We start from the raw sequence: 19,362 nt of genomic DNA, 5'->3' as shown, positions 1-19,362 counted from the left end.
GATGGGAGCACTCTTTGCTGAGATCTAGGAAAGAGCGCTGAAGCGCAACTACGTACCTTGGCCCAAGCACGAGCCAATCTTCGATCGATAATTTTGGTAGTTTCAGATTTCTTTTCCCGACAATAAAACCACCCAACTAAGAGGGCGGGCCAGGGGGCACCGCCCCTACAAACTGCTTTCGGAGTCAACAGTCAACAGTCAACAGCCAACTGTCAACTTATTGCCAATTCCCTACTAGCACGAAAGGCGCCCAGAAATAAGGATTTTGATACTCTTCGTTTTGCAGCAGGGTTAATTGAGCGTTGCGGAGGGCTTCAGCTTTGCTGGCTTTAGAACCACCAAGCTGGCGGTAAAACTCAGTCATAAAAATAGCGGTAGATTCGTCGTTTACTTGCCAAAGGGTGGCGACTGTGCTGCGAGCACCCGATCGAATTGCGGCGCCAGCTAAACCCAATGCGGCCCGGTTATCGCCGGAAGCAGTTTCGCAAGCACTCAACACCAAAAGCTCGATCGGCTGTTGTTTCTCCCCAGTGCGCGATCGCAAAAGTCGATCGAACTCCTTAACATTTACTTTTTGATCCCAAGTCACAATAAAAGTATCCGCCGCATTCGAGCTAAACTGACCGTGAGTTGCTAAATGGACGATCGGGTAAGACAAAGCTTTAATGCGATCGTGCAACTGCGTGCTGACAAAATCTTGATTCAGCAGCGCACTCGCCGGCATCTGGGCTGAAATTTGTTCGAGTTCCTCTTTCACCCCCGGCAAAGCCGAGAAGCCTTGACGCGATTCCGACAAGCCACCAGTTAGCACTTTTAACTTTACTTGGCTGAGCGGTTTCGGTGCCAGCAATTGCAGTCCCGGCGCCAAAGCAATACTGTATTTTTCTACCAAAAACTTTTCGCCATCGTGCAGCACTGCGATCGGCAGATTTCGCAAGTAACCATCGAGCACAAATACCAGCGTTTTAATCCCGCTGGCAGTCAAATCGGCTTCTGCGGGGCGGATTAACCAGTCGTAAACCTGTTGAATAGGTGGGAACCTGTCGCGCACAAAAGCAGAAGGCCTGATGGTATTTTTGGCTAGTTTGAAGGCTGTTTCTAACTCGGATTGAGACTTCTTAGTCGTATAGCGGCGCAGAGGCTTGCCGGGAATTGACAAAATTACCTCCAAACGATCGCTCAAAATAATTGGGTAAATCACCGCCGCCGTCGGATCGATTTCCTCGATCGACTTTGGTTTAGCATCAGCACAAGCATCCCGAAAAAAGTTATCCAATTCCGCCAACTGCAAAGATTCCACCGTTTGGCGAGCCTGTTTTAACTTATCTTGAGTGGGGGATTCATCTTGCAACAGCAGCCCGACTAATTCCCGATAAACTGGTTCGGCACTTTCCCGAAACGAAAATTGCACTTCGGGATTAACTGTTACCAAATCGCCGCGCAGAGAAGACAATACATTTACAGCTTGAGTATATTGAACGATCGCCCCTTCTGTATTCCCCTGAGCTTTCCGAATCCGTCCGAGTTGCCACAATAATTGATAGGCAATATCGGGAGATTGAAACGCCGGTGCTAAACTCAAAGCTTCAAGAGTCAAAGTTTCAGCTATAGAATGCTGTTGTTTGAGTTCGTAAACCTTGCCCCTAGCTCCTAAAATATAAGCTTGTATTCGTTTGTCGCCCAAACGGTTTGCCGATTCCCCAGCCAAGGAAAGCATTTGAGCGATATCGCTCAAACCTGGAGTACCGATTGGTAATTTATCCAATTTAATCAAGGTCTGTGCTAGATTAATTTGAGCGTAAAGCCCAGCACGATTGGAAGGGAATTGAGCGACTTGAGGTTCAAGAGAACGCCACAAAATCTGTGCTTCCGAGGCATTTTGGCTATCTGCAAACAGACTCAATTGATTCAACCTCGCCTGCATCCCGATAGTTGATTTCCCCGGCATCGCCTCTGCCGCTAGAGCATAATATTCTAAGGCGGAGCGTTCCAAATCAGTCCGCTTTTCCATACTCAAACCCGGTTTATTGCTTTTAGCCCGGGCTGTGTTTCCCAAATTCAAATAAATTGCAGCCTCTTCTTGTGGGACACCTATTTTTCGGGCTGCTTCCATTCCCGCTGACAGCAAATCCTCGGAGCGTTCCAGTTGTCCCAAAACCCGCAGCACCCTGGCTAAAGCATTAATTGCCCGAATATTTTCTAAGGAAACAGATTGATTTTTCAAACTTACTAAGCCTGCGGGCAAAACTTCACAGGTTTTGTTTTCCAGGTTCAAAGAACCTAACAATATTTTGCAAGCTCTGGGGTAAAGTCCGAGAGTTTCCCAAGCTCGACTTTGATTGATTTGAACTTGCAAAAGTTGATTTTTGCTATCAATTTGCTCAAAAAATTTAGCAGCTTGCGTCCAAATGTCGATCGCATCTTGAGTCTGCCCCCGTTCGAGTTTAATCTGTCCTTGAATGTTGAGAGTTTCCGCCCAAATCCGCTGCTGTTCGGGAGTTTTGGGTTGCGCCCGCACCACCGACAAACTCGAATTCACAGCTTGTTCTGCTTGTTCCCAAAGCGCTAGTTGCCCGTAGGTTGCAGCTAAATTGCTCAAAGCCGCCGCGCGATCGAGATTTTGACCTTTTGCCTCAAATTGCGTCGCCGCTTGCTGTAACAGCGGCACAGCTTCGGAAAAACGTTCTGAAGCATACAGAGTTCGAGCTTGTCGGACAAGCTGCACCGCTGGTGGTGACCGCATCTGAGCAACTGCGGGAGGAATCGCCACCGCTAGCAGACAGGATATCAGAAATAAGAGAATTGCTTGTCGGAGCGATCGGGTAAATTTCATATTCAAGCACTTGTAGGAAGACGGGGAGAGAGTGGGAGAGGGTGAAATAGGGCATTAAAATACAATAGGCTTGGGTTATAATTGTCATTGCGAGGAACGAAGCAATCCCAGAATCTATTTTTCACATTGCTTTTTCCCCCTGTACCGTCCTAAGTAAACTGTATTGGGTGATAATTGTCATTGCGAGGAACGAAGCAATCGCAGAAGGGAGCATCTCAGTTTTGTAAGAAGCATTTTTTATACGGTTTACTTAATGCTTTTTTGTCATTGCGAACGTCCACGCGCGGCAATCGCAGCGTCTATTTTTCACCTCGTTTTTCCAACGGACTGTCTTAAGTAAACCGTATTGGCTTATACACGCACGCGAGCGGGGACGCACGCGAGCGGGGACGCACGCGAGCGGGGACGCACGCGAGCGGGGACGCTCGCACTATAGCAAAACTGAGATGCTCCCATCGCAGAATTTATTTTTCACATGGCTTTTGCTCTCTTGGCGGTCTGCTCTCAATTGTATTGCATTAAAATAGACAATTTAAATTCAGTACACCACTTACCAATCACCAATTAATCGGGTGCATCTGGTTTTTGAAGCCTGAAGAAGCATGACTGCATATAAGTTATTAGTTATAATCTTATATTCACTGCGGTCATGCTATAGCCCATACAAACATATTTGCTTGCATTGAGATGCACCCAATTAATCCGCGTTTATCCGCCGTAAAAAACATCTTGTCAGCGCGACGGACAAAGAGAATTCGATCGAGGATTGCGAGACTCAGCAGCATTACCTGGATTGTATCCAACCAGCGTCACCTCCCCTTTCTCATTCACCACCCAACCGCGCGCCGGAACTACTTCCCGAGCTTTTTTTTCCCTTTCTTCCTTCGGACTTCTATCCGTTACATCCGTTACATCCCGTACAGCGCTCGTTGCCGAACTTCCTTCTGCTTCCACCCACGGAAACGGCGTTTGTGCGCTACCAAGAAAGTCATTAGGACTCGGTGGCACTCCTCCTTTCCCCGTGACAGTAAACTCGTTATCGGCTCCTTCAACGCAGGGATTAGCAGCAATTAACGCAGCCGGATTCACCACATTTTGTGGCAACTCTACTAAACCTTGAGCGGGATTTACCCCAGAAGCAGTAAATGTTACCGCCCCTTGCAAAGCCGGGCCAGCACTTTGAGAAATCGCGGTGATGTCGCTACTTTGAAGCAGAGATGTGGGACTGACTTGCAAAGCTGCAAATTGCGCGTCACTGAGATTCAACCTGCTTCTGACTTGTTCCCGGCCAACTGCTGCAAAGCCCAAGACATTCGGGACATTAACATTGACGCGGCCGCCACCTGCGGTGCGGGCGTTGGCGGTGATGTCGCTGTTTTCTTGGGGGAGGGCGAGCAAAGTATTGCTATTAATATTGATATTGCCACCTTCAGAAGTACCCGCATCGGTGGTAATTCGACTTCCGCGGCGCAATTGGATGTCTCGTGCTTGCAGGTTAATATTTGCTCCGACACCGGATGCACTTCTACCATCAATGCTACCTTTGTTGTCAAGGCCGATCGCATTTGCGACAATATTGATATTACCAGCGCGCCCGGTTCCCAAAGCTTGCACCGTCACATTGCCTTCATTCCGGACAATCAATCGATCGACATTCAAGTTCACCGAACCTGCATTTGCCGTAGCATTGGGATTATCACCCGTCGCCTTGCCAACAGAAGCATCAATAGAACTGTTAAAACGAGGATTACCTAAACTACCATTTACTTCGACGCGATCGGCATTAATCGTAATATCCCCCACGTTTCCTTTACCCGAAGAATTAGAAGAAATGAAGCCCCCATCCCGCAGAATCAGGTTTCGCGTGTCAATGCGGATATCCCCGGCCCGGCTAGAACTAATTGTTCCAGAGGAAAAAGCACTAGCAACTTGATTCCCATTGCTCAAAACTTCAGAAATACCTGCAATTTCTACTGATTCGCTAGCCCTAACAGTTAAGTTTCCTCCTGGCCCCCCATTCGTAGAGAAGATAACTCCGCCAACCGAAACACCGCTCCCCAAGGTGAACGCGGAGCCCCCAGAAAGACTCAGCCGTTTTGTATCGATAGTGATATCTCCCGCCTTTCCGGTAGAGCCGATGGTAAGCGTGCTGATGCCGCTTGCGACAGCAGTTTGAGAAATGGTGTTCGACAATTGTACCGATTCAGCAGCTTTAATTGTTATATTTCCCGATCGGGCAGCGTTGTAGCTAGTGCTGGCGAGAATAGCACCATCCCGCAGGATCAATCTTTGGACATCAACGGTGATATTTCCTGCCGCACCGGTACTCCCTTTCGTTGTTGCGTTGTTGCTCCCAGAACCCTGAATCTCAAAAGTATTCGCACGGATGCTTAAATTTCCACCATTTCCAGCACCAAAAGCTATGCCGCCAAATATTGCACCATCCCGCATCAGCAGGCGTCCAGTATCGATTTTAATGTCTCCGGCTGCTCCAGCGCCAGCAGTAGCATTAAGCAACACAAAGTTCGCAGCTAATGGGTCGATTAGTCCCGATGCCAGATATTTAATTACAATCTGTTGAAAGCCCTCAATTCCCAGCCCGCTGATTTCTATTGCATCAGCAGCGCGCAAATTGATATTACCTCCAGCACCATCTCCAAAAGTGAAAGTAGACAATTGCGTCCCGTTTTGCACTTGCAACTTTTGGGTGTTTATATCAATACCTTTTCCATCAATATTCCCGAAGGTGAGCGCATATATTCGTGCAGCATTGATGCCGATATTTCCACCTTTGAGTTCTACTCTACCGCCACCTATTCCACTCGTGTTAATCAGCGTACTATTGGATATTTGAATATTGCCAAAGTTTTGAATGTTGCCATAATTTAAACTTAAACTCCCCTGCTGTGGACTCGATGTCAGTGCCAAATCTACTAAACCGGGACTGGCTACGCTACCGAGTGCAATTTGTCCGCCACTAGCAGTTAAATTGCCACCTGGGATTGCTGGGAGATTGACTGTTCCTGTAGCTGTGGATTGATTGACAATTGTACCGGGATTGTCTCTAAATCTCAGACCAACTGGAATATTAACTGTTAACAGCGGGGATGTTTGCCCTGTGGTGCTGCTGAATTCAAAGCCGTTATTAAATACAATACTCTCAGCAGTTGAAGCGACAAACGAACCGCGCAAATCTAACCGAGCGTTGGGGCCGAAAATAAGTCCTCTGGGATTGATTAAAAATAAGTTGGCATTGCCTAGGACTCCGAGGGTTCCTAAAATATTTGAGGGTTGCCCGCCCGTGACGCGGGTGAAGATGTTAGCAATTCCGCTGGGATTTTCAAAATAAGCTCCCTCTCCACTTTTGATGTTAAATTCTCGAAAACTGTGAAATAAATTCACGCCGCGAGTGGCACCACCAGTGATTCGCTCTGATGGTAAGTTGTTGATATTATCGGGTACAAGGCGCGAACTTTCTGCTCCCAAGCTGCTGTCGGGGACGATTTGGGCGATCGCACTTTCAGTAAACAGACACAGGTAAAAAAATGCAAATAATATCAGGTTCCGTCGATTAACCGCAACAAGTAAAGTTCGTAGTGCGGACTTTAGTCCGCTCTTATTCTGCGGACTAAAGTCCGCACTACGAACCGTTTTTCTTTTCGTAATCGACCGATCGCGATCTAAAAGGTAAATCACTCTTAAAATATAGTATTTGTCTCGGTCTTTGAGTTCATTAATTTGGCAAATCTGCCATAAGTAGAGATATTGGAAAATCATAATCAACCTTTTGTTAGCTAACATTCGGTCATAAAATTTCTAGCATTTGCCCTGTTTGTAGTTATCGAGGCTGACAAACAGAATCAGGACGCCTCGTGCGCTGTGGAAATTGACCGGCAACTTCCGCAGCCACCAGCGTAACTTCCCCTTTCTCATTCATCACCCAGCCTTGAGCAGGAACAACTTCCCGATCGGGAATTTCACCTTCTTCCCTTCTTCCCTTCTTCCTTCTTCCTTCTTCCTTCTTCCTTCTTCCTTCCTCTTCTATTTCTATCCACGGAAACGGTGTTTCTGTGCTACCCAGAGAGTCATTGGGGCTAGGAGGCACTCCCCCCCGACCAGTAACAGTAAACTCGTTATCGGCTCCTTCAATGCAGGGATTTGCCGCAATTAATGCAGCCGGATTCACCACATTTTGTGGCAATTCTACCAAACCTTGAGCGGGATTCACCCCAGAAGAACTAAAAGTAACAGTACCTTGCAAAGCCGGGCCTGCACTTTGAGAAATCGCGGCGATGTCGCTACTCTCAAGCAGAGAAGTAGGACTGACTTGCAAAGCTGCAAATTGCGCGTCACTGAGATTCAACCTGCTTCTGACTTGTTCCCGGCCGACTGCTGCAAAGCCCAAGACATTCGGGACATTAACATTGACGCGGCCGCCACCTGCGGTGCGGGCGTTGGCGGTGATGTCGCTATTTTCTTGGGGGAGGGCGACTAGAATCTGGCTGTTGAGATTGATGTTACCGCCGTCGGAATTACCTGCATCGGTAGTAATCCGGCTGCCGCGTCGCAACTCAATGCTTTTTGCTTGCAGGTTAATATTTGCACCCGTACCGGATACAGTTGTGCCGTCAATGCTGCTTTTGGCGTCAAGGGAAATTGCATCTGCGACAACATTGATATTACCAGCCCGTCCGGTTCCCCTAGCCTGCACCGTGACTGTAGCGCCATCCCGAACGATCAATTGACGGGTATTAAGATTCAATTCGCCAGCATTCGCCGTCGGGTTGGGACTATTAATCGGGAACCGGCTGCCGACAGAAGCATCAATTGAACTGACAGATAAACCGTTACTGCTGATGCCACTGACTTCAATGCGATCGGCATTAATAGTAACATCACCTCCATTTCCAGCACCAAAAGATCTCGTAGAAATTAGCCCCCCATCCCGCACCACCAACCTCGGCGTATCGACGCGGATATTCCCGCCCCGACTAGAACTCAAAGTTGCAGAACTCAGCGCACTATCAGTGCGATTCCCGCTAGTCAAAACAGGAGAAATTCCTGTAATTTCCACTGACTCGCTGGCCCTAACTGTTAAGTTTCCCGCCGCTCCGCCGTTCCTGGAAAACAGAAAGCCCACTAATATACCTGTTCCTAATGTAAAAGCAGAACCGTCAGCAAGACTCAAGCGCTTGGTATCAACCGTAATATCCCCTGCTCTGCCGCTAGAACCGATACTGAGAGTGCTGATTCCAGTTGATATAGCAGTTCTGCTACTGGAGTTGGACAGTTCTACCGATTCAGCAGCTTTTACGGTGATATTTCCCGACGGCCCGTTACTGTAACTCGTACTGCCGAGAAGGGAACCATCGCGCATAATTAACCGCCCAACATCAAGGTTGATGCTTCCTCCGGCACCGCTACTATCTTTAGCTGTGGCGTTGTTGATTCCAGAACTCGCGATTTCAAAAGTGTTGGCGCGGATATTCAGATTGCCGCCATTTCCAGCACCTAAAGTAATGCCGCTACCTACTACCCCATCGCGCATCAGCAGCCGTCCGGTATCGATGTTGACGCTTCCCCCATTTCCGGCGCCAGCAGTACCGTTAAAAAACATAAACTTAGGGTCAAAAGGGTCAACTGTTCCCGATAGGAGATATTTAATTACAATTTGTTGAAAGCTCTCAATTCCCTGCCCGCTCATTTCTACCGAATCAGCACCGCGCAAATTGATATTACCTCCAGCACCATCTCCTAAAGTGAAAGTAGACAATTGCGTGCCATTTTTTACTTGCATTTTTTGGGCGTTTATATCAATACCTTTTCCGCCAGCATTTCCGAAGGTGAACGCATATATTTGTGCAGCGTTGATACCGATATTTCCACCTGTTATTTCTACTCTACCGCCACCTGTTCCACTCGTGTTAATCAGCGTACCATTGGATATTTGAATATTGCCAAAGTTTTGAATGTTGCCATAATTTAAAGTAAGATTACCAGGCCCGGATACACCAGGGGTTAGTGCCAAATCTACTAAACCAGGACTGGCTACGCTACCGAGCAAAATTTGTCCGCCACTAGCAGTTAAATTGCCACCTGGGATTTGGATGTCGCCGCCAATCAGTGCTAAAGTTTGACCCTGCTGGGAGATTGACTGTTCCTGTAGCTGTGGATTGATTGACAATTGTACCGGGATTGTCTCTAAATCTCAGACCAACTGGAATATTAACTGTTAACAGTGGGGATGTTTGCCCTGTGTTGGTGCTGAATTCAAAGCCGTTATTAAATACAATACTGTCAGCCGTTGAAGCGACAAATGAACCGCGCAAATCTAATCTTGCATTGGGGCCGAAGACAATTCCTTTCGGGTTGATTAAAAATAAGTTGGCATTGCCTTGGACTCCGAGGGTTCCTAAAATATTTGAGGGTTGCCCGCCCGTGACGCGGGTGAAGATGTTAGAAACTGCGCTGGGATTTTCAAAATAAAGTCCCCGCCCTTCACCGATGTTGAAGGAGCGGAAACTGTGAAAGAGATTAGAGCCGCGAGTTGCGCCTCCTGAAATGCGATCTGAGGGTAAGTTGTTGATTGTATCCGGTACAAGGCGCGAACTTTCGGCACCTAAAGTGCTGTCGGGGATGATTTGGGCGATCGCACTTGCGGGAAATAGCAACAGGAAGGCAAACAGTAGGGAGTAATGTAAGCGAGGCATAAAAAAATTATTTTTAGGATAAAGTCGATCTGTGTAAGCTCATCTCGTTTCTCTAAAGGTTTTGCATTTGGCTGCTAATCACAATTTGCTCTACAGTGATTTCTAGTTCGGGAAAAGTTTTAGAGATAATGCGCTCATTACCTGTAAAACTTTGAACTAAATAGCGGTCATTTTCCAAAGAGTAAACAAAAACTGTGGGAATTTTGGGATTACCTAAATAAGCCCTAGAAGCGATAGCTAAATAGTCCACAATCCAATATTCACAAATACCGAGCCGTTGATACTCATCCAACTTATCAACATAGTCGTCTTCCCAGTTAGTTGAAGTTACTTCTACTGCTAATTGTATAGGTTCGGTAAGGGCTCCGTAGCCGCGGACATTGCTATTCCATACTGATGCCTTGACCACGCCGACATCAGGATTTCTGCCTTGCTCTTGCCCCCTCGCTGTTACAGTTCTGAAAACTATATCTTTGTCAACGATATAGTCAAGTTCCAAGCGCCTGATTTCATCGTTAAAGCCAAATACTAGAAATCGTGCTACATTTTTATGAGCTCTGGTTGCTTCCACTTTGACAATCTCTCCATTTACAAGTTCGTAGATGCCCGATCCGTCGGGGTACTTTTCGATAAACTCTACAAATGTTAGTTTAGTTTTTGTCTGAACCATAAGACAAGCCCTCTTGTGTTAACTAGGTTAGGATTTATATCGTTTCCGGTTCCATTATAATTATATATTTGGATCGTATCAGTGCGATCGCGATCCAAGTAGCGATCGAGACCGCCACTTAATAAAATTTGACTGTCAGCGCTAAAATGTGAGAAATTTATCAAAGGTTTTGAATGTAAGATCGTTGACCGTTGCACGATCGTGATTTAACCACAGAGAACGCAGAGAACACAGAGGGAGATAAGAGAGATGAAAAATTCTGATGCTACGGGATTTGATATAACTCAGAGGAGAAAGAGTCATGAGTTTGAATGAGTTACCGGGAACAGAGCTAATTCTACCTGGTCATGGAGAACGCAATCGTTCATACTAGATGGTAGACACCTTCAATCTTAGGAGCCGTCTATGTTGCTAGAAGAAGTCAAAGAGCAGGTCTTCAAACTGCCACCGAGCGATCGCCTTGCGTTAGTGAGCGCCATCATTGAGTCCTTGCAATATCCGCCAGTTACCAGGGGCGATCGTTCTGGTGCGATTCAGCGGATGCGAGGCTTGCTAAAGACAGACCAACCCGCACCGACAGATGAGGACGTGGCTGCAATGTTGGAAGCGCGACGAGTGGATTTGCTACTATTGGGATATTGAATTTGAAGATGCTTATGACACTGACAATCGTAGCTGAACGGGCTCCTTTAAATGCAAATGAAGATGGTGTGATTCTCGTCGGCAAAACTCGCGTTACATTAGATACTGTAATCGGTGTTTTTCAGCAGGGCGCGACCGCAGAAGAAACTGTTTATCGCTATCCGTCTCTGAATCTAGCTGACGTTTATGCCACGATCGCCTTCTATCTCAAGCACGAATCGGAAGTAGAAGCGTACTTGCAACAGCGACGGCAGCAATCGCAAGAGATTCGCACTATGAATCAAGCAAAATTCGACCCACAAGGCTTGCGCGATCGCCTGCTTGCCCGCAAAACAGCGCAAGAACCATGTTAAAATTTCTTGCTGATGAAAACTTCGACAATACGATCGACCCAATAGTTAGGGCAACTAAAACTTAGAATGATTACTCTGATTCATCGTCGAGTCGAGGAAGCACGTCAGGGAATTAATCCGGCAGTAATTTGTCGGGTTCCATCGGGCTGGGTAGTGCTTGGTGATGTTCAGTTCTTGCAGGGGTATTCACTTTTGCTACCCGATCCAGTTGTGCCAAGTCTGAACGCTTTAACAATGGAGCAACGCATAATCTTCTTACAAGACATGACGGTTTTGGGTGATGCTTTGCTTGAGGTCACTGGTGCAATTCGTATCAACTACGAAATCTTGGGTAACAGTGAAGCGGCACTACATGCCCATGTGTTTCCGAGGTTCGCAACTGAGCCAGAAGAGAAGCAACGGAAGCCAGTATGGTTTTATGATTGGAAAAATGCGCCCCCATTCGATCCAAAGCAGGATCAACAATTGATGAATAAAATTGCAGCGACGATTGAGCAGTATCAGAAAAGTATGTAGAGGCAATAGCACTATAGGGCGATCGCGGCGGCATAACAACCCGGTCGAAGCGGCAAATTAATCGTTATAAAAGATAAACTTGAGTGCAATGGTATCAGTTCTATAAATTTTGCTATGACAACCACAGAAAAATTGATCGTGCTTGCTCTAGGTATTACCGCTATCAGTTTATTTGCTGGAATTCTCTATCAAGCAGTCAGTCAAATAATCGATCGACGCAAGTATCCTCCGCAGGGTGAACTGTTTGATATTGGAGGATTTCGTCTACATCTCAACTGTGTGGGAAAAGGGACACCAACAGTCATTATGGATGCTGGCGGTGGTGCTCCCTCAATTACGTGGGGTCTGGTTCCCTCTGAAATTGCTAAGTTTACTCGTGTCTGTACCTACGATCGAGCAGGGTTGGGTTGGAGCGATCCCAATCCCAAGATACCTCGCACAAGTCAGCAGAGTGTTGATGAATTACACGCCCTGTTGACGAAAGCTAAGATCGAACCTCCCTACATTTTAGTTGGCCACTCCTTGGGTGGAGGCAATATGCGACTATATGCCAGTCAACATCCAGAAGAAGTCGTCGGATTGGTGCTGGTTGATTCTGTCCATGAAGATCAAATAACACCCGCAATATGGAAGCGTATGAAAAGGGTAATTTTGCTTTACCAGCTTCTGATAATTGCCAGTCGGGTTGGAGTGTTACGATTAATCGGAGATATGAATGTGTTGCCAATGTTTAAGGATATCAAACAAGAAAGTCAAAAATATCCGTTGGCAGTGCAAGCTCTATTTGACACCTTCAAATCTTCCTGTTACCGCCCCTGTTATTGGGCAACTACGTCAAGTGAGCTTGCCAATATGAAAAGGAGCTTTCAGCAATTGCAAGCGAGTACACTACTGGGGAATCTGCCTTTGATTGTATTAAGTCAAGGCTCTAAAAATCCACAGATGAGTGATGAAAGATTCCAGAAATGGCAATTGCTTCAGCGAGACTTGACCCAACTATCCTCAAATAGCCAACATATCATTGCAGAAAATAGTGGACATCTTGTAATGCTAGATCAGCCTGAATTGGTGGTTAGTGCGGTTCATCAACTGATTGAATTGAGATCGCCACTTAATAAAAATTGACCGTCAGCGCTAAAGATGAAAGTGTTGGGTGAAGCGAAGCGTAGGGTTCGATCGCACTCAACGCAACCTACAATATTAAAACGGAAAATAATTGATCCGAAAGTAGAGGCCTTTTTCCTGGAAAGTTCGATCGCCCCCTCGGACATTAATCAAGGGAATACCATAGTCTAAGCGCATATTAAACCGATCGCCCATTTGCCACACCAATCCAACACCCGCACCCAAAAGTTTGTCAGAGTCAGCATTCGCTTTTTCTCCGGAATTGTTCCAGCCTACCCCAAAATCCACAAACGGAGCGACTTGCAACAATCCTTTGACTTTCGGCACGCGCCAAACTGGGATACGCACCTCCGCAGATGCGATCGCACCGCTATCAGTTAACAACAAATCCTGCCGGTATCCGCGCACGCTTTGCACGCCGCCGATCCCGATTTGTTCGAGGGAAAGCAGCGGGCGATCGGCGAACTGAATGTCGGAACGCACTATTAGCAAGGTTTCCGGCGCTAGCAGCCTCACGTACTGCGCTTGTCCGCGCCACGCCAGGAAGCGACTGTCAGGGCCGCTATCGTTCGCAGTAGCACCCAAAAAATTGGTACCGATGGAAAACTGCGATCGCGCTGCGAGCACTTGTCGGGAATTCCGCTGCACGTATTCTTGAAAAAACCGCACCGCCGAAACCCGCGTTTCGCCGCGCTCGTTTGCTCCCGCCGACAGCGCAAATCTTTCTCCCAACAGGAATGTATCGCTTTCTTGTCGCGAAAAAGTTACTCCCACAGCCAAAGTGCGATCGGGCTTTTCGACGATCGGCTGGCGGTAAGTTAACTCGTAAGTTCGCGATTTCCCCTCAATTTCCGCAGCATCAAACGGTTCCTCGATCACGTTAGTGCTCGCAGCACTCGCAGCAAACCGAATCGTGCCGTTGCGCGCGTTGACGGGGACTGTGTAGCTGCCGTTGAATTCGTTGCTGCCGTCGGTGTTAGCGTAGGATAGCTCTAATCCGTCGCCCAAACCGAGCAAATTCGCTTGATTGATGCGCGCGCCGCGCCGAAAACTGCCCACGCTGGGCGATCGATTGTTGTCTAGAAAAACTTCGCCGCTGAAGCTGTCTGCTTCTTTAATCCGCACTTCTAAACGGCTGTTTTCCGGGCGGCTTCCAGCTTGCAATTCTGCCGAAATATTGGCAATTAAGGGGTCGAGTTGCAGCATTTGCAACGCTTCCAGCAGCCGATCGCGATTCAATGGCCGCCTGGTGACACGTTCCAAGCGCGATCGCACGTAATTGGCATTTAAACGCCTGTTTCCACTAATCTGAATTTCATCTAATCCGCCTTCGACAATCCGAATTTTCACCACACCTCCTTCTCTGGGAAATGTTTGGTTGGCGGGAATTACAGCGCCGGAATTGATGTATCCTGCTGCTACGTATTTTTGAGTCACTGCCCCTTCTGCTGCGATCAGTTCGGCAAAGGTGATGTCGCGCCCCGCAAACTGTTGCGTAACTGCTGCGAGTTCGCGATCGCTAAAAGCTGTGTTTCCCTCAAATTCAAACCGCAAAACCCGAATTGTACCCGGAATCCCCGGTCTGGAATCGCCGGGAACTGGTGTTGGGGGAGTTGGTTGGAGGGGAGACGGCGGCGGCGGTTGCGGGGCTATTGGTGCAGGCAATTCCGGCTCTCTGGGTTGAATTGGGTTGGGCAGTTGGCTCAGTTGCGAATCTCGATCGATACCTATATTTTCTTTTAGCTTTTGATCTCGGTTAGAAAGCTGAGTTTCTCGATCGTTCGTGGCGAATGTGCGATCGACAGAATTGGCAGCTTCTGGCTGTAAATCGGGAGTTTCCGCAGGTAGAATTGGTGCCAAAGTCGATCGATCGGACTCAGTGGCCGGCAAGTCTTCCCGGGTGTCAAGATTCGTGTCGTTGGTTCGTAAAGGTCGATCGGCTCCGCTGCGGACTGTTGCCAAATCCTCAACATTTGAAGTCAAAATTTCAACGTTGCTCGCGGATGTTTTCGTCGGTTTTCCCAACCAAACTAAGCCAAAGATTCCAGCAATTAAAAATAATTTTTGCGATCTACAGTTCATATGATATAATTATTATTTCGCTAGATTGGGTGAAAATATTTTAAGGAACCAGCGCACCCTAAACTAACAATTAATCTTAACCGAAAAAAAGGCAACACCGGGCACTGCCAAGAATTTCCCAACGGCTAAAAACCAAAAGGTCGATCGACCTTTTGGTTCCTCCGCCAAAACTTACGCAGCAACCGGATGCAGATCCGCAAAAATATCTTTGACAGTTGACAGTTGACAGTTGACAGTTGACAGTTGACAGCATACAGGTTGACAGTTGACTTGACGAAAGGAGGGAGACCTCTACCGGAAAGGAAGAGGAGTCGAGCAATCAATCGTCTTTTTTTAATTTCTCCCTACAAGGCTTGGGGATTTAAACCAATTTTTCCTGGTAAGGAATGAGAATTAAATAACTTAGGAGCGCGAATTAAATAACTTAGAATTTTAATTATTGTGGGATGGGCGTCCCGCCCGTCCTTTAAAGACGGGCGGGACGCCCATCCCACAAACTACAGGTTTGTAGTGAGGACTTTAGTCCGCAAGAAGAAGGACTGAAGTTCTCACTACAAACCTGTGTGCGTCAAGGTTCGTAGTGAGGACTTTAGTCCGCAAGAAGAAGGACTAAAGTCCTCACTACAAACCTAATTATGCAGGGCGGCTCGCACTAGCAGCACCCATGGGAGCTCCGTCAGTCAATCCCACCAACTTAGCGCTCAACTCCCACATCCGCTCACCTTTCTCATCATCGCGCGCCTGCGGAGAAACCTTCTGCACAAAAGACTTACCATCTTTTTTCTGACGATTTCCCCAACTCCAATAAGCCCCAGATTGCTTGTATTCTGGATCTGCAACCACCATTGCCAGCCTTTCGCCCGCCAACTCCTGCGACACATAACCGCCGGTGATATTCTTCTGAAACAGCGGGAAAAGTTTCTGAAATAAAGGATAGTGATTGCGGAAAAGTGGCGTATCCGCCACGCATCCCGGATACAGCGAAGTGAAATTAATCCCCGTCGATTCGTGAAAGCGGCGGTGCAATTCCCGCATCGTCAGCACGTTGCAAACTTTGCTATCTTTGTAAGCCTTGACAGGTTCAAACTGCTTCCCATCTACCATCGAAACCGGATCTTGGAAACCCGCTTCAAAACCCTCAAACTTGCCCAAATCAGGACGCGGCGGAATCTTTCCACCCAACTCGTCTGGATTGTGAGTCACAGTTCCCAAAATCACGATTCTCGCATCTTGATAATAGGAAGGTTTCATGCTATCCATCATCAGATTGCACAGCAGGAAATGACCGAGGTGATTGGTAGTCATCGTCAACTCGTAACCTTCAGGGCTCCGCAGCGGTTCCTTAATCAAAGGCAGATAGATAGCTGCGTTGCACACCAAAGCGTCTAGAGGCCTGCCGCTTGATTTGAATTCCCGAGCAAATCGGCGCACGCTTTCCAAATCGCCCAAGTCAATGTGCATAATCGTGAAACTACCTTGAGGTATGCCCAACTCTTGAGCGGCGTCTCCGGCTTTTCGCACGTCGCGACAGGCCATGACTACGTGCCATCCTTTGTCTGCAAGGGCTTTGGCGCCGTACAAGCCGACGCCGGAGGATGCGCCGGTGATGATAACCGTTGACTTGTGATTTTGTGCCATTTTCTTAAAAATGCTTGGCTATTGATTATTTTGGGGCATCTCAAAAGCTGAGCTAGCAGCTCGGATGTTTTCAGATGCCCTCAGGTTAATAGGATAGGCCCAAACGTTGTGAATCTCAACTTTCTAGGTTGCCGATCGACACTCCTAGCCCATTTTCGGAGATTCGGGAGATAAGTTCGTAGTGCCGACTTCAGTCGGGAGATAAGTTCGTAGTGCCGACTTCAGTCGGGAGATAAGTTCGTAGTGCCGACTTCAGTCGGAATCGGAGTGCATTTTGCGGACTTAAGTCCGCACTACGAACCGTTTTTGCGGACTTAAGTCCGCACTGCGAACATGATATATATGAGGGAATAACTTGAACGCATTGAAAGGTAAAGGTAGTCGGAAATGGTCTTGTTAAAAGTATTAGGTATGAGCTATTATTGAGAAATAAGTTATCAAGATATGCTCAATTTATGGCTGATGTTTTCATAGCTATTTGCTCAGTAAATCAGCGATCGCCCCAACCAATAGATTTGGCTCCACAGGCTTGGAAATGTGCCTCTGAAAGCCTGCTGCCAGAGCTTGTTGGTGGTTGATTTCTCCAGCATAGGCAGTCAATGCGATCGCCGGGATCAGCCCCCCCCGCTCCGGTGATAGAGAACGCACATATCCGATCAAACTGTAGCCATCGACTTCTGGCATTCCAATATCGCTCACCAAAACATCCGGCACAAACGACTCTAGGGCTACCATAAATTCAGCCGCAGATGCAACTGTCATCACCTCCGCTCCAGCCATAACCAGGAATGCGCCGATTACTTCCCGGCTGTCTGCCTCGTCATCAATTGCCAACACTCGGATGCCTCTGAGATCCTGTTCTGCTTCTAATAACTTGTCCGGATTTTCCCCTGTTTTGACGTTCAGCAGCGGCAGGCTGACTCTAAAAGTGGCTCCTTTTCCTTCCCCAAAACTGTCAGCTTTGATTGTTCCGCCGTGGGCTTCTACCAGTTGATAAACGATCGCCAGTCCCAACCCTAGCCCCCCGTGTTTGCGAGTAACAGAAGCATCTTCTTGACGGAAAGACTCAAAGATGTAGGGCAAAAAGTCTCGATTGATGCCTTTACCCGTATCTGTTACCACAATCTGCGCTTGGTTGTCTGCTGACTCTAGTCGAACGTCTATCCGTCCACCATTGGGAGTGAACTTGACAGCGTTGGAAAGCAAATTCCAGACAATTTGCTGGAGGCGAACCGCATCCCCAGACACTTGCCCGATATTGGATAGCACGTGATGAATCAGAATTGACTTGGCGGTGGCGGCAGTCTGCACTGTTTCGATCGCAGATTCAATGGTAGACAACAAATTGACAGCAGTCACATTCAAACTCAGTTTGCCGCGCAGCACGCGAGCCATATCGAGCAAGTCGTCAATTAATTGAGCCTGTGCCAGGGCATTCCGTTCGATCGTCGCTAACGCTGCTACAGTTTTGGTTTCATTCAGCCTGCCAGTTTGCAGCAACTTCGTCCAGCCTAAGATCCGGTTGAGGGGCGATCGCAACTCGTGAGAAAGCACCGCCAGAAACTCGTCTTTGATGCGGTTAACTCTTTCCGATTCGGCCAGGGCAGCTTGTTTTAATTGCAGAATGCGATCGCGTTCGATTTCCGCTTGTTTGCGATCGGTGATATCCCGCGAAGTCGATAAGATTTGTACAACTTGGCCTGCCACATCCCGGATCGGTGCTAACACGACATCCCACCATTTTGGCGTGCCTTTGGCGGTGGCACAAAAGCCCTGAAATCTAGCCACTTCTCCTGCCTTCGCCGCCGCGATCGCAGCTTCCACCTCTTCCCGAGCTTCATCTTGCCAAAAACAGAGCCATTCCGCGTTCAAATAGGGGGTGAGATCGTCGATCTCCAACAGGCACATCCCTCCTGTATTTATGTATAAAAGTCGTGCATCCAGATCCAGCACTTTGATGCAGTCGCTGCTGCTGTCTAACACCCGTTTTCTAAACTCTTCACTGTGACGCAGTGCTTCCTCGGTGTGCTTGCGATCGGTGATATCCAAATCTACGCCCGACATCCGCATCGCTTGCCCGATCGCATTATAAAACACTTTCCCCAGGCTCAGCGCCCACCTGATTCTGCCGTTGGGATAGATCACGGTTATCCTCCACAATCAAAACAGTGCGCTCAACTTGACTCATAATTGGTCTTCCTCCGGAGACTGAACAGGGAGCATCGTGATTTCAAACCAGTAGCTCAACAACGTCTGAATACTTCGCTTCAACAGCTTAAAATCCATAGGTTTGATGATATAGCTGTTCGCTCCTTGTTCGTAGCAGGCTGCGATGTCTTTGGGATTGTTAGATGTGGTGAAAACAACCACCGGAATCTTTTTCAAATTACGATCCTGTTTTATTTTATATAGTACCTCTCGCCCATCCGTTCCCGGTAAGTTGAGGTCTAGCACAATCAGTCCCGGACGCGGAGCAGTGTTAGGATTGGTGTAGGGTTCGGTGCGGTAGAGAAACGCCAGGGCCCGATCGCCATTAGTGCAGCGATAGACGGGGATTTGCGAAAAAGATGGGTGTAGGTAACGTTGGAACGCTTCAAAGTCTTCGTTGCTGTCTTCAACGATCAGCAAGGGAGGGAGTTGCATAGCACGCATCGCTGAATATCCGGTCATGGTTTGACCGCTGCTGACAATGTGGGCGTTGCTGAATCAGGGTATGAGACGAGAAAAAATGCGAGATTGGAGCCGAAAATGATTTCTGGGATTTTGATTGGGAATTGGAACATCTCCAAATTT

At 47.7% G+C, this 19,362-nt stretch carries 13 protein-coding genes; 4 read left to right on the top strand and 9 right to left on the bottom strand.

Annotated features, from left to right (window positions below; genetic code table 11):
* Positions 1-217 precede the first annotated feature (217 nt).
* The 5 genes from JGK16_RS31040 to JGK16_RS31025 form a co-directional block, all read right to left on the bottom strand.
* Positions 218-2,833, bottom strand: a complete 2,616-nt coding sequence (locus tag JGK16_RS31040) for a CHAT domain-containing protein (protein WP_293193691.1) — start codon at positions 2,831-2,833, stop codon at positions 218-220.
* Positions 2,834-3,565: 732 nt separating this feature from the next.
* Complete coding sequence (locus JGK16_RS31035; protein WP_293203576.1) at positions 3,566-6,610, bottom strand: S-layer family protein; 3,045 nt, start codon at positions 6,608-6,610, stop codon at positions 3,566-3,568.
* Between the two features lie 61 nt (positions 6,611-6,671).
* Positions 6,672-9,017 carry a filamentous hemagglutinin gene (locus JGK16_RS31030; RefSeq protein WP_366517192.1) on the bottom strand — a complete coding sequence of 782 codons (2,346 nt, stop codon included), beginning with the start codon at positions 9,015-9,017 and terminating at the stop codon, positions 6,672-6,674.
* A complete protein-coding gene (locus JGK16_RS32855) occupies positions 8,911-9,543 on the bottom strand; it encodes a filamentous hemagglutinin N-terminal domain-containing protein (RefSeq protein WP_366517191.1) in 633 nt (210 codons plus the stop codon). Before JGK16_RS32855 ends, JGK16_RS31030 begins: the two co-directional genes overlap by 107 nt.
* Before the next feature lie 52 nt (positions 9,544-9,595).
* Entirely contained in the window at positions 9,596-10,213 is a 618-nt protein-coding gene (locus JGK16_RS31025; RefSeq protein ID WP_293179175.1) for a Uma2 family endonuclease, read from the bottom strand.
* Positions 10,214-10,618: 405 nt separating this feature from the next.
* On the opposite strand from JGK16_RS31025, the gene JGK16_RS31020 reads away from it, so the two are divergent.
* From JGK16_RS31020 to JGK16_RS31005, 4 genes are all read left to right on the top strand, one after another.
* On the top strand, positions 10,619-10,855 hold the full coding sequence (locus JGK16_RS31020; RefSeq protein WP_293179178.1) for a hypothetical protein: 237 nt from the start codon (positions 10,619-10,621) through the stop codon (positions 10,853-10,855).
* 14 nt (positions 10,856-10,869) lie between these two features.
* Positions 10,870-11,208, top strand: a complete 339-nt coding sequence (locus JGK16_RS31015; RefSeq protein WP_293179181.1) for a DUF433 domain-containing protein — start codon at positions 10,870-10,872, stop codon at positions 11,206-11,208.
* 66 nt (positions 11,209-11,274) lie between these two features.
* Positions 11,275-11,724 carry a hypothetical protein gene (locus tag JGK16_RS31010; RefSeq protein WP_293193693.1) on the top strand — a complete coding sequence of 150 codons (450 nt, stop codon included), beginning with the start codon at positions 11,275-11,277 and terminating at the stop codon, positions 11,722-11,724.
* Positions 11,725-11,838: 114 nt separating this feature from the next.
* Positions 11,839-12,849: an alpha/beta hydrolase gene (locus tag JGK16_RS31005; protein ID WP_293193695.1), complete on the top strand. Its 1,011-nt coding sequence runs from the start codon at positions 11,839-11,841 to the stop codon at positions 12,847-12,849.
* A 75-nt stretch (positions 12,850-12,924) separates the two neighbouring features.
* On the opposite strand, the gene JGK16_RS31000 is transcribed toward JGK16_RS31005, so the two are convergent.
* From JGK16_RS31000 to JGK16_RS30985, 4 genes are all read right to left on the bottom strand, one after another.
* Entirely contained in the window at positions 12,925-14,931 is a 2,007-nt protein-coding gene (locus tag JGK16_RS31000) for a ShlB/FhaC/HecB family hemolysin secretion/activation protein (protein ID WP_293179193.1), read from the bottom strand.
* A 633-nt stretch (positions 14,932-15,564) separates the two neighbouring features.
* Positions 15,565-16,569 (bottom strand): protochlorophyllide reductase, encoded by a 1,005-nt coding sequence (locus tag JGK16_RS30995; RefSeq protein WP_293179196.1) that lies wholly within the window; start codon positions 16,567-16,569, stop codon positions 15,565-15,567.
* A 474-nt stretch (positions 16,570-17,043) separates the two neighbouring features.
* Entirely contained in the window at positions 17,044-18,714 is a 1,671-nt protein-coding gene (locus JGK16_RS30990) for an ATP-binding protein (protein ID WP_293193697.1), read from the bottom strand.
* 39 nt (positions 18,715-18,753) lie between these two features.
* Positions 18,754-19,239, bottom strand: a complete 486-nt coding sequence (locus JGK16_RS30985) for a response regulator (protein WP_293203575.1) — start codon at positions 19,237-19,239, stop codon at positions 18,754-18,756.
* Positions 19,240-19,362: the final 123 nt, after the last annotated feature.

This window comes from Microcoleus sp. PH2017_09_SFU_O_A, from assembly GCF_020738625.1.
GTDB lineage: Bacteria > Cyanobacteriota > Cyanobacteriia > Cyanobacteriales > Microcoleaceae > Microcoleus.
The sequence above is the reverse complement of the archived record's forward strand: the minus strand, read 5'-3'. Positions and strand labels throughout refer to the sequence as shown.